Here is a 22,835-nt window from a genome sequence, read left to right as displayed (position 1 = left end):
CCAGCACTTTTTTCATCATTATAATTAAACGGTTACACTTGAAAGAGTTTCTAATAAATATTGGTTGATTGTAGCCTTAAGGCGTTCTGTTCTGCCTGAAATATTCTTAATTTCTGTTAATTGAAGGGCATAAGCTTCTAGCTCACGGAAGTTTGTTCTGCCTTCCACAATTTCTAAACCGATACCTTTTGTAAAGCTGCTGTAGCGTTCCTCGATAAAGCTATCCAATACTTTATCTTCAATTAATTTGTTTGCCACTTTCAGGCCGACAGCAAATGCATCCATTCCTGCAATGTGTGAGTAGAATAGATCTTCCGGCTCGAACGAACCTCTTCTCACTTTAGCATCGAAGTTTAAGCCGCCGCTGCCTAATCCGCCATTTTTCAGAATTTCATACATGGCTAGAGTATTTGTATATAGGTCTGTTGGGAATTCATCTGTATCCCAGCCAAGCAATGTATCCCCTTGGTTTGCATCAACAGATCCAAGCATACCGTTAATACGTGCCGTTCTAAGCTCGTGCTCAAAAGTATGACCAGCAAGTGTCGCGTGGTTGGCTTCGATATTAAACTTGAAGTAATCGGTTAGATCATATTTTTGTAAGAATGCGAGTCCAGTAGCCACATCAAAATCATATTGGTGCTTTGTAGGCTCTTTTGGTTTTGGCTCAATTAAGAATGGAACATTTAAGCCAATTTCTTTAGCATAGTCAACTGCCATATGGAAGAAGCGTGCCAAGTTGTCTTGTTCAAGCTTCATATCTGTGTTAAGAAGAGTTTCATAGCCTTCGCGGCCGCCCCAGAATACATAGTTTTCCGCACCAAGTTCTTTTGCTACCTCTAAGCCTTTTTTCACCTTGGCCGCTGAGCAAGCAAACACGTCTGCGTTTGGAGAAGTCGCAGCACCATGAACATATCTAGGATTGGTGAACATGTTCGCTGTGTTCCAAAGCAATTTTGTTTTGCTTGTTTTCATGTATTCTTTAATCATTGCCACAATAACATCTTGGTTTTCGTTCGATTCTTTTAACGTGCTTCCTTCTGGAGCAATATCCACATCGTGGAATGCGAAGAAAGGTACATTTAATTTTTCAAAAAGTTCAAATGCCGCTTCTACACGTGCCTTTGCCAGGTCTAATCCTGTAAAACGATCCCATGGACGGATGGCTGTACCTACCCCAAATGGATCTGTTCCGTCAGCAGTAAATGTATGCCAGTATGCTACGGAGAAACGAAGGATTTCTTCCATTGTTTTGCCGTTAATTTTTTCTTCAGGGTTATAGTATTTGAATGCCAATGGATTTTTTGATGAAGCGCCTTCAAATTGAATTTTGTTTACCGTTTCGAAATATGCCATGGGGGTATGCCTCCTAGTAGTTTGTGGTTTCAAATTAACTTGTAACTGCTTACAAAAGGGTCGTAAATCTATTAATCTGTATCCCCTTGTTTAATCAAATTATAGCACTATAAACTTTGTTTGTCTATTCAATAAACTAAGTTTATCTAAAATTATTTTTAAGGGCTGCCTGTTTAAGCTCAGACAGCCTATATTCTTTATTAAGCCTGCTGTTCAACCTTACTTAAAGGTGCGGATCTTTTACTTTCTTCAAGCCATAAGATGCTGGTGACTCCTCGAGGATAATACTTACTTCCGGCAATTTCACCAGAGATAATTTGATCGCTCCAGCTCCAAACCGATAAGGTTGGGTGTGTCAGCCAGGCAACATGGGCTGCATCTGCCTTTGCTCCTTTTATATCCCACTCCCAGCCCAGGATCTCACGAGCAATAAACTGAGATAGGTAAACTTTACTTAACCAGGAGTTATTGCTGGTAGAGGAAATCTTCCATCCCCCGTCTTCGAACAAGCAGACACCCTCTGTTAAAACTGTTTCCAGGTGCGTTTTTAGTGCCTGAATATAGGCTCCAAATCGGCCATTAGGATCTAATGCTTCCTGAGTATTTGTATAATATGGGAAAATCAGCCCTTCTATTGCAGGGATAATTTTCGAATCATTTCCTTCTTTGATAACAGCCGGAATATATCCGCCAGGAGTTACATGTGTGACAATCGTTGCTGCACATTTTTCCGCTTGAACGCCAGCCTCTTTTGAAAGTCCGTCCAGACCGTTGTCTTTGAAAAGCTTCTCTAATGCCACATACGATGCCCATGTCTTGCCCGCCAGATAAATATTATTTCTTGCCTGTCCAAGCGAAACATCTAAACTATCATAGGTGGTGATTTCCGCTCCGCCCATGACACGTGTCGAATCGAGTCCCATAATTCCATCCCGCATATCTGCTTCAGGATGATCACGGTTTAGCATACTTTCAAAGCAGCGGACGAAAACATCTAAATTAGCCTTTAACCATTGATGATCTCCTGTTTGTTCCACATAGACGGATGCGCAAAGTACCCAGTTTACTAACTGTTCATAAGTCATGTGAGAGAAACATCCATCTAAACCGTACAGTTCGTAAGAAGAATAGTGCGGCCTAGAAACAGTATTGGCTACTCCCATATCATGCGTAAAACTGATTCCGCCTGGATATTCTTTTTCATCCCCTGGAAAACGCACCTTATCTTCATAGCTAAAACGGCTTACAAACATATCCAGCTCATTTTTCACAGTCCATGGATTCATTTTTAATTCGAAGAAAATTTGGTCAACCGTTAGATCAAAGGTGTTCATCATCCGGTATTCGCCTTCATTTACGACCCAGAAAGGTTCGCCTTCTGCATCCAATAGCTGTGTAGAGCCATAATAGCTTCGAATCGAATGAATCATCATAAACTTTTGGTCTTCTGATAGGTTCGGGTTATCTACTATACTATTCGCTTGTTTAGCACGACTGGTAAATTCATCAAAGTTTTCTAATGCATAAGCTGCCACCGATTCGATATTGCGGAAATATCTGGTGTAAAAATAGGAAGCATCCAAGCCAGCCGTTACATATCCGCCTCGGTGGAAACAAATCGCAAAATGATAAGTCCGAGTTTGGCCGGCTGGAACATCCATCACAAGTGCACCAAGGGGTCCAAGACCGAATGTCCAATTCTCTTCCAATGGAGTCGTTAAAATATTTTCCAAACTAAAGTGCAAGGCAGATTTCACATCAGGATCATTCGAGGTAATCGCGGTTAAACGCCCCTGGCCAATACCAGCGATTCCATCACATGTATCATCTAAACGGCGCATAGAACTGTACGGGTCACTTCCTTGGTATCCAAAGAAAGCCCGGCGGCTTCTGGCTCCTTTTGTGTTATCAATCGTAAGCTCAGCCCAAACAGCAGGTATTAATGCCTTCTTTAATTCCTCGTCTGCCGCCGATGAAGGGTCCGGTACAGATTGAACTTGAGAATAAATTGTAAAAGTTAAATCGCCGGCATTCCATGAGTCTGTTCCTAATTGAAAATCACGTTTTATTTGCTCCTTATTGAATGGCAGGATAATCTTCGGTTTATCTGGGTTTGGATCCATATTTTCGATATCATAGCGCTTGCTTTCATCATCAGCCACTTCAAAGAACGGCAAGGCATTGTAAATGCCTTCTTGTTCAATAGATTCCACTCCAATGTAGACATTTTTCCGTGGTGAACGGCCAAGCTCTAAATCCAAACCACCCCCGTTACCATAAAATCCTAGTGTGAAACTTGAAAATGCCCCAATTGGTGAATGATGTGCATTGAAAAACATATTCTTAACCAATTTCTTCACCTGCTCTCCGAAAATTATATTTTCATTAACTATTAAACCAACGTCACTGCAGCTCGACTTTCAATCGATTTGTAGCATGCATCAATAACCCTCATATTTTGAAGTGTATTTTCTGCTGAATAAGAAGGCTCGTAACCTTCTATAACAGCCTGTGAAAAATGGTCAATTTGCATTTTGTATTGATCAGCGCTAATCATTTCAGAACGTTTCCCATGCTCTGATTCAATTAGAACGAGTCCTGCATTGTCTGCCACATCTGGTCTGTAGGCAGCTGGAACAGTAATTCTGCCCTTTGTTCCAACAATTTCATATTCCTGTCTAAAAGACATATCAAAACTGCAATCAAACACAGTGTTTATTCCATTTTCCAGTTTCATATAGACAATCGCCGATCGGTCGATTCCAGTTCGCGGATCAAGTTCCGCGAACACTTCAACTCTGACAGGTTCAGATTCCATGATGTTACGGATCGCATGGATACAGTAACAGCCGATATCATAAATACTGCCGCCGCCCATTTCCTTTTTCAATCGGATATTGGTTAGCTCATCTTTTAAGAAATAAGAAAAACATGCGCGCATGAATTTGATTTCGCCAATCTCACCCGATGTTACTATTTCTCGAACTCTATGATGTTGAGGATGAAATTGATGCATAAAAGCTTCCATGAATATCACATTGTTCTCACGGCAGCAATCCACCATCTCTTGTGTTTCTTCAGCAGTTAAGGCAGCTGGTTTTTCAACAAGGACGTGCTTCCCTTGTTTGGCAGCTTCGATCACCCACTGTTTATGCAAATGATTGGGGAGCGGGATGTAAACGGCTTCAATTTCTTGATCGATAAGCAGCTTATGATAGGAAGCATAAAATTTCGGGATTGAGAATCTCTCCGCAATATCCTTCGCTTTGTCACCCCTGCTGGCAATCGCCGCTACTTCAGCAAAGTCTGAATCTAAAATCGCTGGAATTACTTTTGTTTTAGCAATATCTGCTGTGCTAATGACTCCCCATCGAATCCTTCTCAACAATCTCCCTCCTCACCTATCTTTGTACATCCGTTAAACTAAGTTGATTATAACATCAGAATCCACGTTTGTATATCCAGTAAACTAAGATTGTGTTAAAATATATTTACTACCGAATAAGGAGTTTTATTGTGGAAACGATGACCTGGAATCAACAGATTGTTAAAAAAAATAATAAAGCACTCGTATTGCAATTAATTATCGAAAAAGAACCGATTTCAAGAGCAGACATTGCCCAAGTATCCGGCTTGCATAAGGCAACCGTTTCTTCTTTAGTAAATGAACTATTAGAGGAAGAACTTATCTATGAATCAGGACCAGGTGAATCAAGCGGCGGCCGTCGCCCTGTTATCCTTCATTTCAATAAAGTCGCCGGGTTTGCAATTGGGATTGATATTGGAGTTAATTATGTTCTAAGTGTTTTGACGGATTTAAAAGGCAATATTCTGATTGAGAAAAATCAACCTCTTGAACAAACTGTCTATTCAGAAGTCATGAGTATTGTTAAAAATATGATTCAATTGCTCATCGATGAGATGCCGGCCAGCAGATATGGTATTGTCGGGATTGGAGTAGGTGTGCCCGGGATTGTTAACAAAGAGGGGGCTGTCCTTCTGGCTCCAAACTTAGGATGGAAAAATGTTCAGTTAAAAACCGATCTTGAGAATGAATTCCGTGTCCCTGTCATGATTGAAAACGAAGCTAATGCAGGGGCAGTTGGCGAGCAACAGTTTGGGGCAGGTCAAGACTACCAGAACATTATTTATATTAGTGCTGGAATTGGAATCGGTGTGGGGATTATCTTAAACAAAGTGTTATATCAAGGGAGAAATGGTTTTTCCGGCGAAATGGGACATATGATCATTGATATCAACGGTAAGCTGTGTAATTGCGGCAGCAGAGGTTGCTGGGAGGCATATGCATCTGAAAATGCACTGTTAGAGTTGGCTGGCAAAAACACGGATTCACTTGAGGCATTGATTAAGCGGGCTGAAAATGGTGATGAAGCAGCTAAGCATCTATTTGGAGAAATCGGCCAGTACCTCGGGTTTGGTATTAATAACATTATTAATACGTTTAACCCGGACCAGGTGATCATCGGAAACCGATTAGCCATGGCAAAAGAATGGATGGAGCAGCCTATCCGAACGATTATTGAAAATCACACCCTCTCGCATCATCAAAAGGAATTGCAATTAGACTTTTCCAAGCTTGGAAAATATTCTACTGTATTGGGTGTATCTGCTTTTGTTGTTGAGAACTTTATCAAAGAAGAAGCAAGAACTTCCTAAATCGTCTGGCCCCGCCTTTTAAGGAAGGCGGGGCTGTTTTTTTACTATTGCTGTATTTCTATGTCTTTTTTTGAAAAGATCTATACGGACAACTTCTGCTTCCTTTTGGCTTTTTTTGTCCTCATGAAGTCTCTATGAAGACAGCTTCTGTCTCCTTTTGGCTTTTTTTGTCTTCATGAACACTATATGAGGACAACTTTTCCTTCTTTTTGGCTTTTCTTGTTCTCATGAATCCTCTATGAGGACAACTTTTCCCTCCTTTTGGCTTTTTTGTCCTCATGAACGCTCTCCCTAAAAATTATCCAACAAAAAAAGTTAGTTCAATGGATATACAAAGTTAACTTACTTCAGTTATAATAATTTTATAAGTACCGATTCTATTTGATGGAGTGGATATTATGGTAAAAAATTCCAAACCTAATGAACCTATAGTTACACACATCTTTACTGCCGATCCTTCTGCACATGTCTTTGAAGGAAAGCTTTATATTTATCCTTCTCATGACCTCGATCATGACGGGCCTTCAAATGATAATGGAGACCAATATGCGATGGAAGATTACCATGTTTTATCGATGGATGATGCCAACGGACCATGTGTAGACCATGGGGAAGCGCTTCACTTAAGGGATGTTCCTTGGGCAAGCAAACAGCTTTGGGCACCCGATGCGGCATATAAAAATAACACGTATTATTTATATTTCCCAGCAAGAGATAAAGATGGCATTTTCAGAATTGGCGTTGCGACAAGCCCTAATCCAGCTGGACCTTTTACACCAGAGGAAAATTATATACCGGGCAGCTTCAGTATTGACCCCGCTGTGTTAGTGGATGACGATGAAAGAGCATTTGTTTATTTTGGCGGCCTATGGGGTGGGCAGCTGGAAAAGTGGCAGACAAGTACATTTAGTCCTGATGCTGAAGGACCAGCTCCAACAGAACCAGCAATAGGACCAAGAGTAGCTGAATTAAACGACGATATGCTGACGTTTAAAGGCGAACCGCTGGAAATCTCCATTATTGATAAAGAAGGCAACCCGATTCTTGCAGGTGACGAAGACAGGAGATATTTCGAAGGCCCATGGGTTCATAAATACAACGGTCTTTACTATCTCTCCTATTCTACGGGTACCACTCATAAAATTGTTTATGCGGTAAGTGAAAATCCACAGGGCCCGTTTGTGTTCAAAGGGACCATTCTGACACCTGTAATCGGCTGGACCACCCATCATTCAATTGTCCAATTCAAGGATAAGTGGTATCTGTTTTATCACGATTGCTCGTTATCCGATGGCGTCGACCATAAACGCTCTGTGAAATACACTGAATTAAAATATAACGAAGACGGAACGATTCAAACAATAGACCCTTATGGGACTGATAAATAGCAAGAAAGCTGGCTTCATTGATTGAGGCCAGCTTTTTTTATTGGATGAGTACGAATGGTGCTCGAGGGTTTCAAATTTAAAAGAAATCAAAAAACGCTGATTTCTTCACTGGAACCTTTTTTTCGAATAGTTCAATCTCTGACTTAGCTCCAGTTAAGAATCCCATTTCAAAAAGCTCCATCGGCCGTTTGTAGCCAAATAGAATCGCCGAAAGGGAATTGATATTCAATTGAATCCCTTTTTTAGGAGGGTGTACACATTGACTTCCGGCTTTTTCTTTAAATACCTTGATTTCGCCATTTCCAAGTAAATAGCTTCCATTATTCCAAGGTGCATGTGAATCTTCAAGATGAAGGAATAAGGGCTCATCTTCACTATTAAACGAAAATCTCCGTAAACATTCCTCTGCATCTACAACTCTTGCCATAAAATATGGATACAAGTCTGTTTTTACTCTTGGCTGTTTTAGAAAATAAGGAAAAGGATCGTGACTTGCAAGATTTATTGTTACAGTTTCCACCATGGAGTCATGCTGGCAGATAAAATTCCAAAGCCCGATCCTTGCTTCGTGGTCAAGGGCAACCAGCTCTTCGATATCCATTTTTTTATCCTTCACATGGTACAAAATATAGCCCTTAATCTCACTCGCGGAATTGTAGTAGCCAGCAAGCTGCGAATCTTCATCATATACATTTTGTTTCCACCAATTTGTCTCACGTTTTAACATGCCTGTATATCGGGAAGAAAATTGCTCGTAAACTTGTTCTATTTCTTCGTAATGGGTCTCTTTGGAATATCTCCTAATAAAACCTTCCTGCGGTTCTAGAAACTTTAGATCAATTTTTTCAATCGTGATTTTTTTCTTTTCACTTAATATTTCCCATCCGTATTTCCGATAAAAAGAGATATCAAATGGGTGCAGAAGCGATACAATCTGATCGTTATCGCGCATTTGTTTCAAGGAATCAATCATGAGTGCCTTGACATACCCGTTTCGTCGATATTCAGGATACGTGGCGACCCCGGCGATGCCGCCCATTTTCCATTCGGCATCGTTCATGTAAATGTTTAGCGGGATAATGTGCAATTTGGCTGCTAGAATGTTTTCATCCCATATTCCTAAAATTTTATGGTTTTTTACTGCTTCTTTTCTCGCGGTCAGTTCAGATTCCGGAACCTTATATTGAAAGGCATACATTGATAGTTTCATTGAATCTAAGAATTCAGCTTCAGTCACTTCTCTTACTAACATTTAGACCACCCCCCCCTTTTTCATCAACTGAAATTATCGCATATAAAACGTTTACATTCCAGTTTTATCCTTTAACACAACCAACAAATAAAAAGCCTAGGATCTTATCCCAAGCTCATTCAAAACATTGCTTTAGTAAATCTTCCATTTGTGCGATTGTGATCCCATCAACTGCCTGTGCTTCCAAACTTTCATACCTTTCAAGGGCTTCAGCCAGCAAATCTCTCTCTTCATCTTTCATTGTGATCACCTGCTTTAATTTATATGGATTCATATTTTTCACTTGCAATGAACATATTATTAATCATTCTTATTGGAGCTTATTTCACGGCCTTCCAAATGGTCCATCTATCTTTTTCTACGATATTCGTCTCGGATTGAAGTGACTCATCGATGTGATTAATTAATACTTTTAATTCGTTATCATCTAATTCATGTAGAATACTTCTACCTGTTCTATCACTCAAATCTTGAAGTAATTGACCTTTCGTTTCATACACTTTTCTTGTTTCCCATAATGTTATCTCTTGAATATCTTTAAATCCTGCTCCCTTAAGAGCTGAGACAACAGTTTGAGAATCGTGTCGGCGCTTCGTTTCCGTTTCAATTAATTGTGGAAAAAGTTCAAAGAAATATCCTCTAATATGGTTATTACTTCCTTCTATTAAACAATCCTCGGGGGTACGGTCTTGAACAATATAGAATCCATCTTCCCTAAGAATTCTATATGCTTCATTGAAACAGGCTGGTAAATCATTAAAATGATGAATTAATGCTCTTTCTAGCAGCAAATCAAAACTATTACTCTCTAAACCAGATGCAAATGCACTCCCATGCTTAAAGGATATGTTTTTATATTCGTTACAGTTTTCTCTTGCTCCTTCAAGAATAGGTTCGGAAAAATCGACACCCGTAACCATATCGACACCCATGTCTGATAGTGCCATAGAATAAATTCCTCCGCCACAGCCTATATCTACCGCTTTAAAAATTTTTTCGATAGGCACCAGGTCTTTTATGGCTTCGATCCAGGTGTAATCAGCCGTTCTGGTTGTATATGTAACGCGATTTTTTTTACTATGAAAATCAATTCCCATTTTAACTCCCCTCCTTGATTCAATTCTAAACAGTTAAATTTTACCACGGTGCAAGTATTTAAAACAAATCATTTTCAGGAGCCATTATTTAATTAACCGCAATTTAAATTAACTGAAAATTGACAAAAATGTTATTCGAACTTAACATTCCTTCCTTATGCTTTAGTTGTAACAACTAGAGGATTGGGAGGCGAGGGAAAGAGTGAAAGGATCATTGAATAGGAACGCCATGAGCAAAGCAGTTCTTGCTTTTGTTCTTACATCTTCTTTGACGGCGGGCATTGTTATGGCCTCTGGGATTCCGGACAAAAAAGGCGTCCCCTTAAGCAACGCGAATAATAAGGAGCGTTTCATTCAATTGCATTTACTCGGCGTAAACGACTTTCACGGACAGCTAAACATCACCCGAAAATTCAATGGAAAAAATGTCGGCCGAGTGGATTATCTCGCTGCTTATTTGAAGGAAAGGAAAGCGAAGAATAAGAACACTTTTTTGGTTCATGCCGGTGACATGGTTGGGGCGAGTGCCCCCTTATCCTCGCTCCTGCAGGATGAACCAACGATCAAAGTGTTAAACAAAATAGGGTTCAATGTTGGAACCTTGGGAAATCACGAATTTGACCAAGGTGTGAAAGAAATGATGCGCTTGATCCAAGGAGGATTCCACCCCAATACTGGATATTTTGAAGGTACTCAATTCCCCTATATATGTGCCAATGTTATTAACAACAAAACAGGTAAACCACTCCTTCCTCCCTATAAAATTTTCAAAGTAAATGACATACCAATCGGATTTATTGGCGTTGTCTTAGACGATACACCATCGATGGTTAATCCTGATGGAATAAAAGACATTAAATTCGTCGATGAAGTAACCGCCATTAATAAAGCGGTGTCACAGTTAAAAAAACAGGGTGTAAAAGCGATCGTTGTATTGGCTCATAATGAGGGCAGGCAGGCTCGTCCCGACAGTCCCCCTGCCGGCGAAATCGTTGAAATGGCCAAAAAGGTAGACAAGGAAGTTGATGTGATGTTTGCCGGACACAGCCATACGTATCTTAATACAGTAGTCGATGGAAAGCTGCTTGTTCAAGCCTATTCTAATGGAACGGCTTTCTCCGATGTTTCCTTAGAGATTGATCCCATTACAAAAGAGATTGTGAGCAAAAAAGCGGAAATTGTGATGGTCTATCAGGATCCCATTAAACCGGATGACGAAATCAAGAAAATGGTAGAAAAGTATGAGGCCGAAGTTTCTTCCTTCGTTGATGAGGTCGTTGGCAAAGCAGCTAATGACATTACTAGCAGTCGAAATAAAAATGGAGAATCCGCGTTGGGGAATCTCATTGCTGATTCTATGAGGAAAGAGATGCATTCAGATTTCGCGTTTATTAACCCCGGTGGAATTCGGGCTGACCTTCATGGCGGAAATATCACCTATGAGGAACTATTAACCATCCTGCCTTTTAAACGGAAACTTGTTAAAATGTCGCTGACAGGCGATCAAATCCGCCTTCTATTAAATCAGCAATGGCAGCCCGCTAAATTGAGAATGCTGCAAATTTCCGGGTTGAAATATACCTGGGACGACACGAAACCTGTTGGCAACAAAGTGGTTGATATTTTCACTACTAAAGGAACATTGATTGATCCGAAAGCAACATACACCGTTACGGTAAATGACTATCTTGCCGGGGGCGGTGACAACTTCAAGGTTTTCCTTGAAGGGACGCATAGAACTGTTGGTCCTATAGATGTTGATGTTTTAAAAAAATACATGCTACAGTTTCCAGTTCCGCTCACTCCCATAATTGAAGGACGTATTCAAAAAAATCGATAAGAATTGATCGTTATAGACGCTGATTTAAGAGATGTGAATTTCATTAATAATCTGTAAATTTTAAATAATGAATATTTCAGTTGTTTAATGTAACGGTTAAGTTATGTTAAGAAATGGAAAATACCATTCTTTTTTATTTTAAAACTTGTATTATAAGACTGTAATACCAAATGCAAGCATTCAAGGAGGAATAAAAATGAAATCTTTCAAAAAGTGGTTATTTGCTCTGATGTCAGCATTGTTGTTACTTGGAGCTGCTACTGCATGCTCAAACACTAGTTCAAAAACGGATGACCCGAACAACCAACAAACCGATGATGGGTCCCAAACTGATGATGGGTCACAAAGTGACGACGGTACCTCTGGTCAATAAGGAATATCAACAATAATTAAAGAACGAGGCGGCCCTGCCGTCTTGTTTGCATTATAGCTAACTACTAATTTAGGAATATTTATCTACAACTGGAAATTAATTTTGGTGCCTATTCCTCATTGATAATCCTAGAGCATTAAATGATAATGATAATCGGTATCAATGATAATTGTTATCAATTAACTAAGGAGGTATGATTATGTTTATTCAATTTTTAAAGGAAAACCGTTATGTATCCTTAATCCTTACTGTACTTCGACTCTATCTTGGCTGGCAGTGGTTAAATGCTGGCTGGGGGAAAATCTCTAGTGGAAATTTTGATGCTAGCGGCTTTTTGTTTGGAGCAGTTAAAAATATGTCTGGTGAACACCCAGCTGTGCAGCCCTGGTGGGGCAATTTCCTAAAAGAGGTTGCCATCCCATACGTTGATCTTTTTAATGTAATGGTTCCTTGGGGAGAATTTTTAGTAGGACTCGGATTAATTTTAGGCATTTTCACATCACTTTCCCTGCTTATGGGGCTTACAATGAACTTTGCATATATGTTATCAGGAACAACAAGTACAAATCCACAGATGGTTTTATTAGGATTGATTATTCTTGCAGCAGGAATGAATGCAGGAAAACTTGGATTGGATCGTTGGCTTACACCTTACCTTGGAAGATTGATATATAAGAAATCAGGGAATAAACAAATTTCCCAAAGTGCATAATGAAAATGGCCCCTTTCATCATTCGAAAGGGGATTTCACATCTAAATAGCCACTTTTATATTAAAGATACCTTGCTGCATGGCAGCAAGGTCATCATTTTTTTATATCGGCATTAATAGGGAAATCAACAACAAAGGTCATAGGGATGGAGTGGAGGATTTGCAGGAAAAAGCCATTTTGGTTCTAATGAAGGGTCCTTCCACTGCCATGCACCCAATGCAGCTGCGCAAGCATCGATAGAATGGCTTTGTTCTTCTATTAATATTGGGAGTTCTGTTAAGTTTTGCTGTCCGAGCCAGTTCCAAATAAACATTCTTGCTGATAAATTTTGTTTGTAGCTCAATACATACCCCAATTCATCTGGAGAAATTCTTGATCCCATAACGGCACCAGGATGCACTTCCACAATTGAAATAGGATAGGGTGTTTTAAGACTTTCAATTTCCCTACTAAGCCTGATTCCTCTTAAAGTTAAATACACCATCCTGGTCATTGTGGGCGTCATGATGGATCCCGGCTTCATCCCTAATGCTGTAATAAACTTTCTAAGTTCACGGTCACCTTGCCGGTCCCCTCCCCCATCCTCATAGGATAATGGGGCATCAATGCCTACAACGACTTCATCTAATTGACTTTGCTCTAAAATCTCATTCAAGATTCCCTGATCGCTTACAGGACTAATCCATTTAACAAATTTTAAATAGCTCCCTTGTGTTTCAAATACGGAAAGAACCGTATCCCTATGATTGCTTGGTCCGGACAAATCAATACCGATTACTCTCATAAAATAGCCTTCTCTTTCTACTGCTATTACCGATTAATTCACTATTTCCTTCACTCTGCCAACAATACCGCTCTCCAGCATAACCTTAATACCGTGCGGATGTGTGGCAGATTTGGTTAGTAATTTTGCGACCACACCTTCTGTTAATTTCCCGGTACGCTGGTCTTGTTTTTGTACAACCCGTACTTTGATTCCGGGTTTAATATTTTCTCGTATCGTGCCTGACATTTCAATTATCTCCTTTCAGATTTGGGAACAGCAGCTGGCCCTGTTCCCCTTTATTGATTCGGATAGGTTTTCTTCAAAAACAATACAGATTGGTTAATTAACTCTTTTAGAACATTCACATTAATATCCGCAACTTTATTGATATACACACACGCTTTTCCTGTCGTATATTTCCCGAAGTCCTTTAACAGTTCCTCTCGCTTTGTATCACCCGGTGCAAAATACAAACTGATTTTTGCTTTTCGAGGAGAAAAGCCAACTAGCGGTGCATCGCCTTCGTGGCCGGATTCATATTTGTAATGATACGAACCAAATCCGATAATACTTGGTCCCCACATCTTTGCTGGATAACCGGTGGTTTCCGTAAAAATATCTAAAAGTTTATACGCGTCTTCCCGTTTCTTAAGGCTATCAACTTTCTCAATAAACTCAATAACACTGTTTTCCGTTTCTTTTGTTTTTAGTTCATACATTATATCTATCTCTCCTTATAACGGTATTCAGCCAGCCTTATTGTATAATTAATTTTTCCAATTATTCTCTCTCCCATTATAGCAAAAACCTTGCTGGGTTAATCAGCAAGGTTTTTAACAGCTAACGATTCAAACTCCCCTTCAACCAAGGGCGATTTCGGTAAGAACCGATGGGGAGCTGGATAGCCTAGCCACCCCTTATGGAAACGGGTGCGGATGTGGATTGAGCTGATCAACTGTCAGAGGTTGTTCCGAATATCCGAGTTCCTCTGGGACCTTCAGCACCCGCTCCAGACCCGTTACGCGGGTAAGGTGATGTCCGAAAGTCATCGGCAACATCCCCGGAATCAGCACTTTTACGCAATACAATCCGTTCCGTATCAATTCCGGTGTCGTCTGGTCTACCACAATCACATCAAGTTCCAATCGGCGAAAAACTTGAAGAATATCCTTCAGATCTTCTGTAAGGTCCGTATGATTCGACTTCCAGTTGAACTCATCAGCAAATGTCCGCAACGAGCGATTATCATCCAGTAAAAACTTAAAACGCTCCTCTGCCTGCGGCAAACCGTAGAGCATGCCATGATCATCCATTTGTTGCACCAGGGATGCATCCTGTATCATTCTTAAATATTCCTCTCGGTTCGCCTCAAATTTCTCATCAAGAGTCAGCATCATGCCGGCCAGCTCATGAACTGCACTTTTAACCGCACGCACCGGGTCGAGATGTGCTCCAGCTGCACAGATGAGATTCAATCCCTTTTGCTTTCTGTTTTTTGCAATCGCACAAATACTTGGAATTCCATGCTCCATTGTCGAGTTATATAAATACAGATCATATCCCGCAACGGCCCGCATGCGATCGATCATCAACTGTAATTCTTGGTCGTCTGAGGAAGTTGGGTCAAGACGAGGCAGGGGCAACTGCGCATACCAGGTCATCAGGAATGAATCACGCTCCACAACTTCCATAATTCCGTAGAAAATGGCCTCCTCCATGCTTCCGCCTAACGCGCATCCGTTTGAAGTTTCATAGACAAATCCTTGTTGCCCACATCCCAAACTGTAATAAGCAAGCAATTCGGGTACAAGAATGGGACGCTCTACCAAAAATGAATAACCCCAAACCCAATTCATTGGTCGTTCAGGATTAAAAGCTTGGAATGGAAATCCACTCCGCTCATATTGTTCCTTTGCGTGCACACCTACTTTGATAGGATCGAGTGCTTTATTTTTCAAATTCATGAAACTATCGTAGACTACAGTCCGTTTCCCGCGGGGTTCCAGTCCGCAGTACCGCTCTAGTCCTTCCAAAATGGCGGTTAACTCACTTACTTCAAACGAATTGGTTCTGCCTGCAGTTCCCTCATCCCCCTGCAGCAAAGGCAGATTGACACTGACATCGGCAAATGGCGGTACGAGATAAACCATTTTTTCATTTAACAAACCGGTTCGATGATCCAAATAGTCTTTAACCAGGACCTTCTTCAGCTCCTCCAACGATCGGCTGCGGTAACTGTCAGCGCTGACCTTCGGACTTGGCTGCAATGAAATGCGGGCAGCCTCCTCCGAATCGTCGCGTACACCACTGCAAACCGGACACGATGGGACAGGCAGAAAGGTGTGCCATGAACTCATTAAGGTTTTCAAATTGATTAAACCTATCTGTCCTTCCGAGCGGGCATCATTACCTTGCAAAATTCGGTCTACTTCCGCCCCAATGAAATGTGCCAGCTGCAAAAGCCCTGAATGAGATGCCCAAGCATCCTGCTGAATTCCGCCGTCCTCCTTCAGCCTCCCATGCAACTCCCGCATCTCTTTCCGATCGCGTCCTGCCATTGCCATGTAACGCCGTATATCCGAACAATGAGAGCACCCCGGTTCCCCCGGTTGAACAAGCGGCCCGACTATACCCTCTCCAAATGAAACGAACCCTCGCATCCACGGAGTGCGGGTTTGCCTAAAAACCTCTTCTGCCTTTTGATGGTCAGAGGGATTCCAGGCATCCTGCAATACCAGAGCTAAATCCATTTTTTTCGGTAAAAATGCCCCAAATTGGGTTTGGCGTACTACATGGTAATGGGTGAATAATTCTTCGCAAACACGGTCCGCCACCACCCCTTCTCCGACAACCAATACGACTGGGTTCATCTGGATTCCTCCCCTTTAAGCAATACACCAAACACTCCTGCCAATTTCTCTTTTATAAAAGGCTCAAGCTCTAGTTCAAAGACCAAAAGCCGCTTATCGTTTTGTTCCAACACTTCTAATGCAGACTTTAGAGTATGAGCTTCAATCCTTTCATTATTGGCAGGGATATCAATATTCTGCGGCTCCTTGTCCTCGAGATGGACTGACCTAAGCTTCAGTGGCAGTTCCGGGCTGAATGATGATTGGTTTTGAATTCCAAAAACAGCGTTTTGTAACGCCTTCCGTAAAGCCAGCGTTATATTCAAGTCAACACTGCGATACCATCCTTCATTCGTTCCAACCCATACCACAGGGAAACCCAAAATTTCCTTGCCTAATCCGATCATCGGCGCTCCCTGCAAGGTAGTCAATGACTGCAAATAAAACTTGCACTTTTCATCTTCCATTTTCCTAACCTGCACTTGTGCGACAGAATTCTCTTTACTAAGATGCTGCTTGCTCAGTTCATCCTCCAAACACTTTTGCAACCCGCGAGATACACTTTCCGCAACGGTTTCCCCTGCACCAATGCCGACGAATTCTTGTGATTCTATCAAACTATTACCAGCTGAATGACATGCTAATGTTGGAACAATTAGATCGACCATTTGAGACACATATGACTCAATCCCAGCAAGCCCTGCCTCTGTTCTTGCTTCCTCGTGTGTCAGACCTGTACAGACTATCTCTTGCAGTAATCCAGCAGGGCCCTCCGACAACGGATTAACGGCTAGGACGCGGCATTGAGCTAACGGAAGCTGCTTTAAATCCCCCTCTTCCCAAATATGAAAAATTCCTGTTTCCTTTGATGTTAACTGGTGGAAGTAAAGAAGCAATTCACTTGGCTCACCTTTTCTCAAGCCATGTTCGGCCAGTATCTCGGTATCCTCCACCCATTTAGCGGATATCCGTCCAGTCACGAGTGGATGCGGAAGGAACGAATGCCATTTTCCTTCCATCGTATCCAAATCAAGCAGGAAGAAATCATTATTCTGTTTTGATTTGGTCACTCCAGTAATCTCTTTAAACAATTCAAATACAATTACATTTGCCAACATCGCTCCCCCTTTGGAAGAGAATCCGGCTATTTGCCTGTCTTTCATAAGCACAGAATGGTGCAATCGCCTCCACGCAGAATCCCAGCACACGTCAGAGTTTGGATGTATTAGCGGCCCCGCTATCCCGATCTTTTGTAAGCAAATAGAAGGGAGAAAAATCTTCTTCTCTTCCAGGCAAACCGAATGAAGAAGTCGCAGTTCCTCCAGATCGCCTTCCTCTGACACATACAAAACGGCATCAAATGATTGGATGATTTCCCTCCAAAATCTAACCCCATTCTCCTCAAATGAAATTTCTTCCACTTCCACCTCATGATCTGTTTTACGAGCATGCTCTGCTAGTTCCATTATCCGCCGTCTATTGGTCGGTATCTTGTCCGTGATTAGGAGTTTGAACTTGGGCAAACCCGATTCCAGCAACGATGCAACTAACGAACTAAAAAAAGGACCCGATCCAACTGCCAGCACTTTGGCCTGCCGATAGGATTGAAAACGATATGCCCCCGAATCGACAAAGCTGTTCACAAATTCAATTTGAGGACCATACTTTTTAATCAAGTGATCCTCCAATTGATGAGGATGGTCTTTGCTTACATCGCTGACAAACCCATTTCGATACAGCACTTCCGCAATTTCATACACCCGTTCCCTGTATTGGCTCGGTAATCCGTCTGTTAAATTCTCCAGCGTGTACTCTCCGTTGAACATCGGAATCAGCTTTTCAACCCACTGATTAATCGAGCTGCCTTCCATACGGAACGAGCTTATGTTGTTCCGAAAATACACCCCATTGTTAGTATCAGGGAGAAAAAAAGTGTCCCTTTTTACCTTAAGACGCATAGAAGGGTTCAAACTTGTCATATCGTTCCTCCTTAGCTGCAATGATCCTCAAATCTGCATCAATTCATCACTATCATCCTATGTATCTCCATTTGTCCCATATGTCTTTCTAATACAGAACGCCCCTGCAAAAACTCATGCAGGGGCGTTCTCTTTACATGGAGGGACCACTGTATTATTCCAAAACTAGAGCTTTTAACCGCCGCAACGGTGTCCGCCGCATCGGCTACAGCCTCCACAGCGATGACCTCCGCAATGATGAAAACAACTAGAGCATCTGAAACAACTAAAACAGTTAAAGCAGCTTGAACAGCTAAAGCAGCTTGAACAGCTAAAGCAGCTTGAACAACTAAAGCAGCTAGAACAACTAAAGCAGCTAGAACAGCGGTGAAAACCGCCGATACCACCGATACCGCCGATACCACCGACACCACCGACACCACCGACACCGCCAAGGCCACCGAATTGACGTGCCTGATCAATATAGTACTGGTTTAAGTCAAAAGGAACAGCTTCGCTCGCCTGGAAATCACCAACATTCAACATTTGGAGTTCGTTTTGCCAAGGATTCATTTTCATACCTCCGTATAGTATATAAAATCGGCATGACTTGCCGGCCACATGAAAAAGGGACAGAGACATCATGACAAGAAATCAATAGGCTTACAGATATATCCACCAATACCTAAAGTCTTCTCTTCAACAAATTATGTAATTGGGATGGGTATTGTAACTGATTCATAAGCCTATTTTCATTGACTTCAGGCCATGGGTAATCCAACAGATATCCCTAGGTAATTCTCATCAACAATAGTTGTAAACTTTTTAATAATGCCTGTTTCTACTAGGTTTTTTGTTCTAGCAAGGCAAGCTGATGGGGAAAGCCCAATTTTTTTTGATAAATTTAAATTTGAAATTGAAGCATCTTCCTGCAATTCCCTTAATATTGCCTTGTCATAATCGTCAAGAACAATCGCCATTTCGCAACCTCCAATTAACCGTCGAAATTATGTTTTGTATTACTTGCATAATAACGTATTATTTATTTTTATTTAAATAGCAAAACAGAGAATAAAATTCAACTTCACTTAACTTGTAATTACCTTTTCAGCGTGTTTTAAATTGTGATAGAAAAACCGTGTGAAAGCATCATATAGCCCCCTATTTACATAACACTCTCCCAGTCACGCAATCCCTCTACTTCACTCTAAAATGAGATATTAGTACACACAAAAACCCCTACCAATGTTGGTGGGGGCAGTAACTGTGCAGTTATTAAACTATTCTGCTCCGATAGTTGAAGAAGTTATATCCTTACAGAAAATAAGCCCTTCTCATTTATTTGAGAGGGGCCGATTAAAACAAATAAATTACCTCATAAGTCTACTAATTCTCACAAGCATAATTATCTTTATCTCTGTCCATTTTAGATTGATACGCTGGATGATCAGCTGGTACGCCATTTGAATATACCTTTCTTAAATCAGTACAATTGGCAAAGAACTCTGACCCTCCACTAGAAGTAGTCGAACTTGCTGAAGCCTCCGCTTGTGCTTTAGCCTCAGCTTCTTCTTTCGCTTTGGCTTCAGCTTCTGCCTTTACTTTAGCCTCAGTTTCTTCTTTCGCTTTAGCTTCAGCTTCTGCCTTTGCTTTAGCCTCAGCTTCTTCTTTCGCTTTGACTTCAGCTTCTGCCTTTGCTTTAGCCTCAGCTTCTTCTTTCGCTTTGGCTTCAGCTTCTGCCTTCGCTTTAGTTTCCGCTTCTTCTTTCTTTTTCTCTTCTTTTTTTGTTTCAGCATTTTCCTCTTTGCTAGTTGATTCATTTGATGAACAAGCTGCAAGGAAAACTAATAAAAACGCCATAAATAAGTAGGTTAATTTCTTCATAATTATCCCCTTTTTGTAAATATTTGTAGAAATACCAATACTATTATCTACTAAAATACTTTGAAAAGCGAATAAATTTATATAATTTAAAAAGGATTCCAAACTAAAGCTGTAATCCTTTTTATCTTAATTCCAACAAATTCAAATTCCCCATATGATAATCCTTCACAATCTCTTCAACATAAGCTAGTTTTCTCGAAATTAGTCAGCCAATTATACATATTAAATTTGATATTGGAGAAATTATTGCTAGCATAAAAAGTTGGAGGAATTTCGATGCAAACAGAACATCATGTTGATTTAACATCTGCAGAAATGGCAAATCTTTGGTCGGCTTACCAAAATGATACTATGATCATTTGTTTCATTAAATATGCTTTAGCCACCGTTCAAGATACAGAAATACGGAACGTTTTAGAATTTGCGTTACAGTTATCACAATCCCACCTTCAACAATTAACTGCTATGTTTAACGAAGAACAAATTCCAATACCGGACGGATTTAATGAAAATGAGGATCTAAATTTACAAGCCCCTCCTTTATTTACGGATACGTTCTATCTGACATACATTCACAATATGGGAAAAATCGGAATTGAATCATATGGGATCGCTCTAGCTAATTCTTCTCGATTAGACCAAAGTCAATATTTCACCAACTGTCTAACTGAATACATACAACTATTTAACCAAGCATTACAAGTATTGTTATCGAAGGGAAACCATACGAGATCTCCGCATATTCCAAAACCAAAACGAGTTCAATATGTTCAAAAACAAAGTTATTTAACAGGTTGGTTTGGTAAGCGTAGACCTCTTAATGCAATTGAAATAGCAAATATCTATTTTAGTATGATACGAAATATATTAGGAGAAGCACTGGTCACAGGATTTAGTCAAGTAGCGAGGTCTCAAGAGGTTCGTAACTTTATGGTGAGAGGAAGAGACATTTCAGCCAAACATATTGAAATTTTCGGTTCGGTATTAAGTGAGGATCACCTTTCTCCAGCTAGTAAGTGGGATGCTGAAGCAACAGATTCTACGGTTGCCCCATTTTCCGATAAGTTGATGATGTACCATGTAACAGCGTTAACTTCGATAGGAATCACCCATTATGGGGCTAGTCTTGGAACAAGTCCAAGACGCGATTTAGGAGCGCTTTATTCTCGATTAATGGTGGAAATTGTACAATATGCAGAAGATGGAGCCAATATAATGATTGATAATGGCTGGCTAGAGCAGCCACCACAAGCACCAGATCGGGATCAGTTAGCTAATAAGCAGTGAATGCAATGTTAAGAGAAGTACGAAATGGACTTTTGTTCAACTAAAATGATCCGTTGACACGGAAAATGCCCACCTTGAAGTGGGCATTTTTATAAAGCTATTTGTTATTGAGTGGATTTTTATTGGGAACAAATTCCTTAGCAAAATCTGTTAATCCTACAAAATTAGGTCTTTGATTGGTTCCTATGGGAGATTTATTCATTAAATTTTGAAGCGGCCCCATCATTTTTTTGTTTATGATTCGGTTTCTGCTTAATCCAAATACAGCTGCACTGACTCCCAGACCTAATAAAGACCCCCACATCATTCCTCTATTGTTTCTTCTTCTCCTAAATATATTTAAAAAAGGTTTACTTGTTCCTATATTCAAAAGCACAGGTATCCAGTTATTCAAATAATACACACCCTGTCAAAGAATTAGAAAGCAATTCACTTTCCGAATTAATTTTTACTTTTAAAGAAGCAATTATGTTGGCAACATTTTGCTTAGTTTTGAAACTAAAGATATTTTATGATTAGGTAATATCAGGTATTAGTTTATAGGAAAAATAACCTACTTTCTAAAATGATTCACATGGATTCTTAAAAGAATTTAGTAATAATATGTATGAGGTTGTTGTTAACTTTTCTTTACAATGCTTCTTCGGTGAATAAGTTATATATAAAATATGGATAGCTTCTACCAGATCTATTTTCACACTCAGTGTAAGATGAATTTACCAGAAATAAATCTTCCAACCCGTTTCAAACTATGGTAAAAGTTCTAAAAGGAAGTAGAAGCATGAAAGGCTACTTATTATCAATATGGAACATACTAGATCCTTTATACTTCAGTTGCACCCGACTAATGTATCTTCCGACCAAAGAAGCGGATAATATTTTCAGGGTACGGCTTACTCGCTATAAAGGAAGAGATGTGATGCTTTCAGATGGCACTCAAATAAAAAAAAATGATATGTTAGTCAAAATCCACTTACATAATGTAAGATTATTGAATGAACTGAAGCATGTACATAGTGAAATCAAAAAAGCAAGACTCATTTATCAACGCGTCCAACGATCATTACCGGCGATTGAAAGGTATATTCGAGATCATGAGTATTCCAATGAAATACGGGGCATTATTGGAATTACTTCCTTAAACAGAGGCTGCGAACGTCTGGGATTTGAAGTTATTGCTATTTCTCATCCTGTTTATAAATGGTTTAAGTGGATATCCCATTTACCAATCATGTTTCTGTCCACAACAAAACCAGCCTTTAAAAAAATAGGAAAGCTACCTGCATCGAGTTATTTATTTATGTCAAAGGATAAACTATCCAGTATGCATAAAACGTAAAAACAGGCAGGTAGTTTCCACTTTCCATTAGGAACTCTAAAGTACAAAAAGAAGGGC

21 protein-coding genes and 1 pseudogene are annotated in these 22,835 nt (G+C 40.3%); 7 read left to right on the top strand and 15 right to left on the bottom strand.

Annotated features, from left to right (window positions below; genetic code table 11):
- Positions 1-24: 24 nt before the first annotated feature.
- The 3 genes from xylA to LC455_RS06020 form a co-directional block, all read right to left on the bottom strand.
- A complete protein-coding gene (xylA, locus tag LC455_RS06030) occupies positions 25-1,356 on the bottom strand; it encodes a xylose isomerase (protein WP_223589044.1) in 1,332 nt (443 codons plus the stop codon).
- Positions 1,357-1,556: 200 nt separating this feature from the next.
- Positions 1,557-3,707: a glycoside hydrolase family 52 protein gene (locus LC455_RS06025; RefSeq protein WP_223589043.1), complete on the bottom strand. Its 2,151-nt coding sequence runs from the start codon at positions 3,705-3,707 to the stop codon at positions 1,557-1,559.
- Positions 3,708-3,748: 41 nt separating this feature from the next.
- Positions 3,749-4,741 (bottom strand): Gfo/Idh/MocA family protein, encoded by a 993-nt coding sequence (locus tag LC455_RS06020; RefSeq protein ID WP_317851410.1) that lies wholly within the window; start codon positions 4,739-4,741, stop codon positions 3,749-3,751.
- A gap of 140 nt (positions 4,742-4,881) precedes the next feature.
- Here LC455_RS06020 and LC455_RS06015 point away from each other — a divergent pair, with 140 nt between their 5' ends.
- Positions 4,882-6,033: an ROK family protein gene (locus LC455_RS06015; RefSeq protein WP_223589827.1), complete on the top strand. Its 1,152-nt coding sequence runs from the start codon at positions 4,882-4,884 to the stop codon at positions 6,031-6,033.
- A 398-nt stretch (positions 6,034-6,431) separates the two neighbouring features.
- Positions 6,432-7,421 (top strand): glycoside hydrolase family 43 protein, encoded by a 990-nt coding sequence (locus LC455_RS06010; protein ID WP_223589039.1) that lies wholly within the window; start codon positions 6,432-6,434, stop codon positions 7,419-7,421.
- Positions 7,422-7,497: 76 nt separating this feature from the next.
- Here the strand turns inward: LC455_RS06010 and LC455_RS06005 are convergent, their stop codons facing one another.
- From LC455_RS06005 to LC455_RS06000, 3 genes are all read right to left on the bottom strand, one after another.
- The gene (locus LC455_RS06005) at positions 7,498-8,673 is read right to left on the bottom strand and encodes a GNAT family N-acetyltransferase (RefSeq protein WP_223589037.1); all 1,176 of its coding nucleotides are present in this window, start codon (positions 8,671-8,673) and stop codon (positions 7,498-7,500) included.
- A 115-nt stretch (positions 8,674-8,788) separates the two neighbouring features.
- Positions 8,789-8,914 carry a hypothetical protein gene (locus tag LC455_RS31320; protein WP_263297693.1) on the bottom strand — a complete coding sequence of 42 codons (126 nt, stop codon included), beginning with the start codon at positions 8,912-8,914 and terminating at the stop codon, positions 8,789-8,791.
- Between the two features lie 79 nt (positions 8,915-8,993).
- Positions 8,994-9,770 carry a class I SAM-dependent methyltransferase gene (locus tag LC455_RS06000; RefSeq protein WP_223589036.1) on the bottom strand — a complete coding sequence of 259 codons (777 nt, stop codon included), beginning with the start codon at positions 9,768-9,770 and terminating at the stop codon, positions 8,994-8,996.
- A 229-nt stretch (positions 9,771-9,999) separates the two neighbouring features.
- Between LC455_RS06000 and LC455_RS05995 the strand changes: the two genes are divergently transcribed.
- From LC455_RS05995 to LC455_RS05985, 3 genes are all read left to right on the top strand, one after another.
- Complete coding sequence (locus LC455_RS05995; protein WP_223589825.1) at positions 10,000-11,610, top strand: bifunctional metallophosphatase/5'-nucleotidase; 1,611 nt, start codon at positions 10,000-10,002, stop codon at positions 11,608-11,610.
- A 229-nt stretch (positions 11,611-11,839) separates the two neighbouring features.
- The gene (locus LC455_RS05990) at positions 11,840-11,983 is read left to right on the top strand and encodes a hypothetical protein (RefSeq protein ID WP_223589034.1); all 144 of its coding nucleotides are present in this window, start codon (positions 11,840-11,842) and stop codon (positions 11,981-11,983) included.
- A 199-nt stretch (positions 11,984-12,182) separates the two neighbouring features.
- On the top strand, positions 12,183-12,695 hold the full coding sequence (locus tag LC455_RS05985; RefSeq protein ID WP_223589032.1) for a DoxX family protein: 513 nt from the start codon (positions 12,183-12,185) through the stop codon (positions 12,693-12,695).
- A gap of 124 nt (positions 12,696-12,819) precedes the next feature.
- On the opposite strand, the gene LC455_RS05980 is transcribed toward LC455_RS05985, so the two are convergent.
- From LC455_RS05980 to LC455_RS31660, 8 genes and pseudogenes are all read right to left on the bottom strand, one after another.
- Positions 12,820-13,479 carry a DUF429 domain-containing protein gene (locus LC455_RS05980; RefSeq protein ID WP_223589030.1) on the bottom strand — a complete coding sequence of 220 codons (660 nt, stop codon included), beginning with the start codon at positions 13,477-13,479 and terminating at the stop codon, positions 12,820-12,822.
- Positions 13,480-13,512: 33 nt separating this feature from the next.
- On the bottom strand, positions 13,513-13,707 hold the full coding sequence (locus tag LC455_RS05975) for a YwbE family protein (RefSeq protein WP_223589028.1): 195 nt from the start codon (positions 13,705-13,707) through the stop codon (positions 13,513-13,515).
- A 50-nt stretch (positions 13,708-13,757) separates the two neighbouring features.
- Positions 13,758-14,180 (bottom strand): DUF1801 domain-containing protein, encoded by a 423-nt coding sequence (locus LC455_RS05970; RefSeq protein ID WP_223589026.1) that lies wholly within the window; start codon positions 14,178-14,180, stop codon positions 13,758-13,760.
- 198 nt (positions 14,181-14,378) lie between these two features.
- Positions 14,379-16,331: a TOMM precursor leader peptide-binding protein gene (locus LC455_RS05965; RefSeq protein WP_223589024.1), complete on the bottom strand. Its 1,953-nt coding sequence runs from the start codon at positions 16,329-16,331 to the stop codon at positions 14,379-14,381.
- On the bottom strand, positions 16,328-18,289 hold the full coding sequence (locus LC455_RS05960; RefSeq protein ID WP_223589022.1) for a putative thiazole-containing bacteriocin maturation protein: 1,962 nt from the start codon (positions 18,287-18,289) through the stop codon (positions 16,328-16,330). Before LC455_RS05960 ends, LC455_RS05965 begins: the two co-directional genes overlap by 4 nt.
- A 174-nt stretch (positions 18,290-18,463) precedes the next feature.
- Positions 18,464-18,814 (bottom strand): hypothetical protein, encoded by a 351-nt coding sequence (locus tag LC455_RS05955; RefSeq protein WP_263297712.1) that lies wholly within the window; start codon positions 18,812-18,814, stop codon positions 18,464-18,466.
- Between the two features lie 233 nt (positions 18,815-19,047).
- Positions 19,048-19,248, bottom strand: a pseudogene (locus tag LC455_RS05950) (Lrp/AsnC family transcriptional regulator); the annotation flags it as partial.
- A 406-nt stretch (positions 19,249-19,654) separates the two neighbouring features.
- Positions 19,655-20,254 (bottom strand): excalibur calcium-binding domain-containing protein, encoded by a 600-nt coding sequence (locus tag LC455_RS31660; RefSeq protein ID WP_317851409.1) that lies wholly within the window; start codon positions 20,252-20,254, stop codon positions 19,655-19,657.
- 174 nt (positions 20,255-20,428) lie between these two features.
- Here LC455_RS31660 and LC455_RS05940 point away from each other — a divergent pair, with 174 nt between their 5' ends.
- Entirely contained in the window at positions 20,429-21,439 is a 1,011-nt protein-coding gene (locus tag LC455_RS05940) for a DUF3231 family protein (RefSeq protein WP_223589019.1), read from the top strand.
- A 97-nt stretch (positions 21,440-21,536) separates the two neighbouring features.
- Here LC455_RS05940 and LC455_RS05935 read toward each other — a convergent pair whose 3' ends face one another.
- Entirely contained in the window at positions 21,537-21,833 is a 297-nt protein-coding gene (locus LC455_RS05935; protein WP_263297692.1) for a hypothetical protein, read from the bottom strand.
- 387 nt (positions 21,834-22,220) lie between these two features.
- Here LC455_RS05935 and LC455_RS05930 point away from each other — a divergent pair, with 387 nt between their 5' ends.
- A complete protein-coding gene (locus LC455_RS05930; RefSeq protein WP_223589017.1) occupies positions 22,221-22,778 on the top strand; it encodes a YkoP family protein in 558 nt (185 codons plus the stop codon).
- The last annotated feature ends 57 nt before the right edge of the window (positions 22,779-22,835 follow it).

Source organism: Neobacillus bataviensis (genome assembly GCF_019969725.1).
This window is presented reverse-complemented; position numbering and strand designations above follow the sequence as displayed.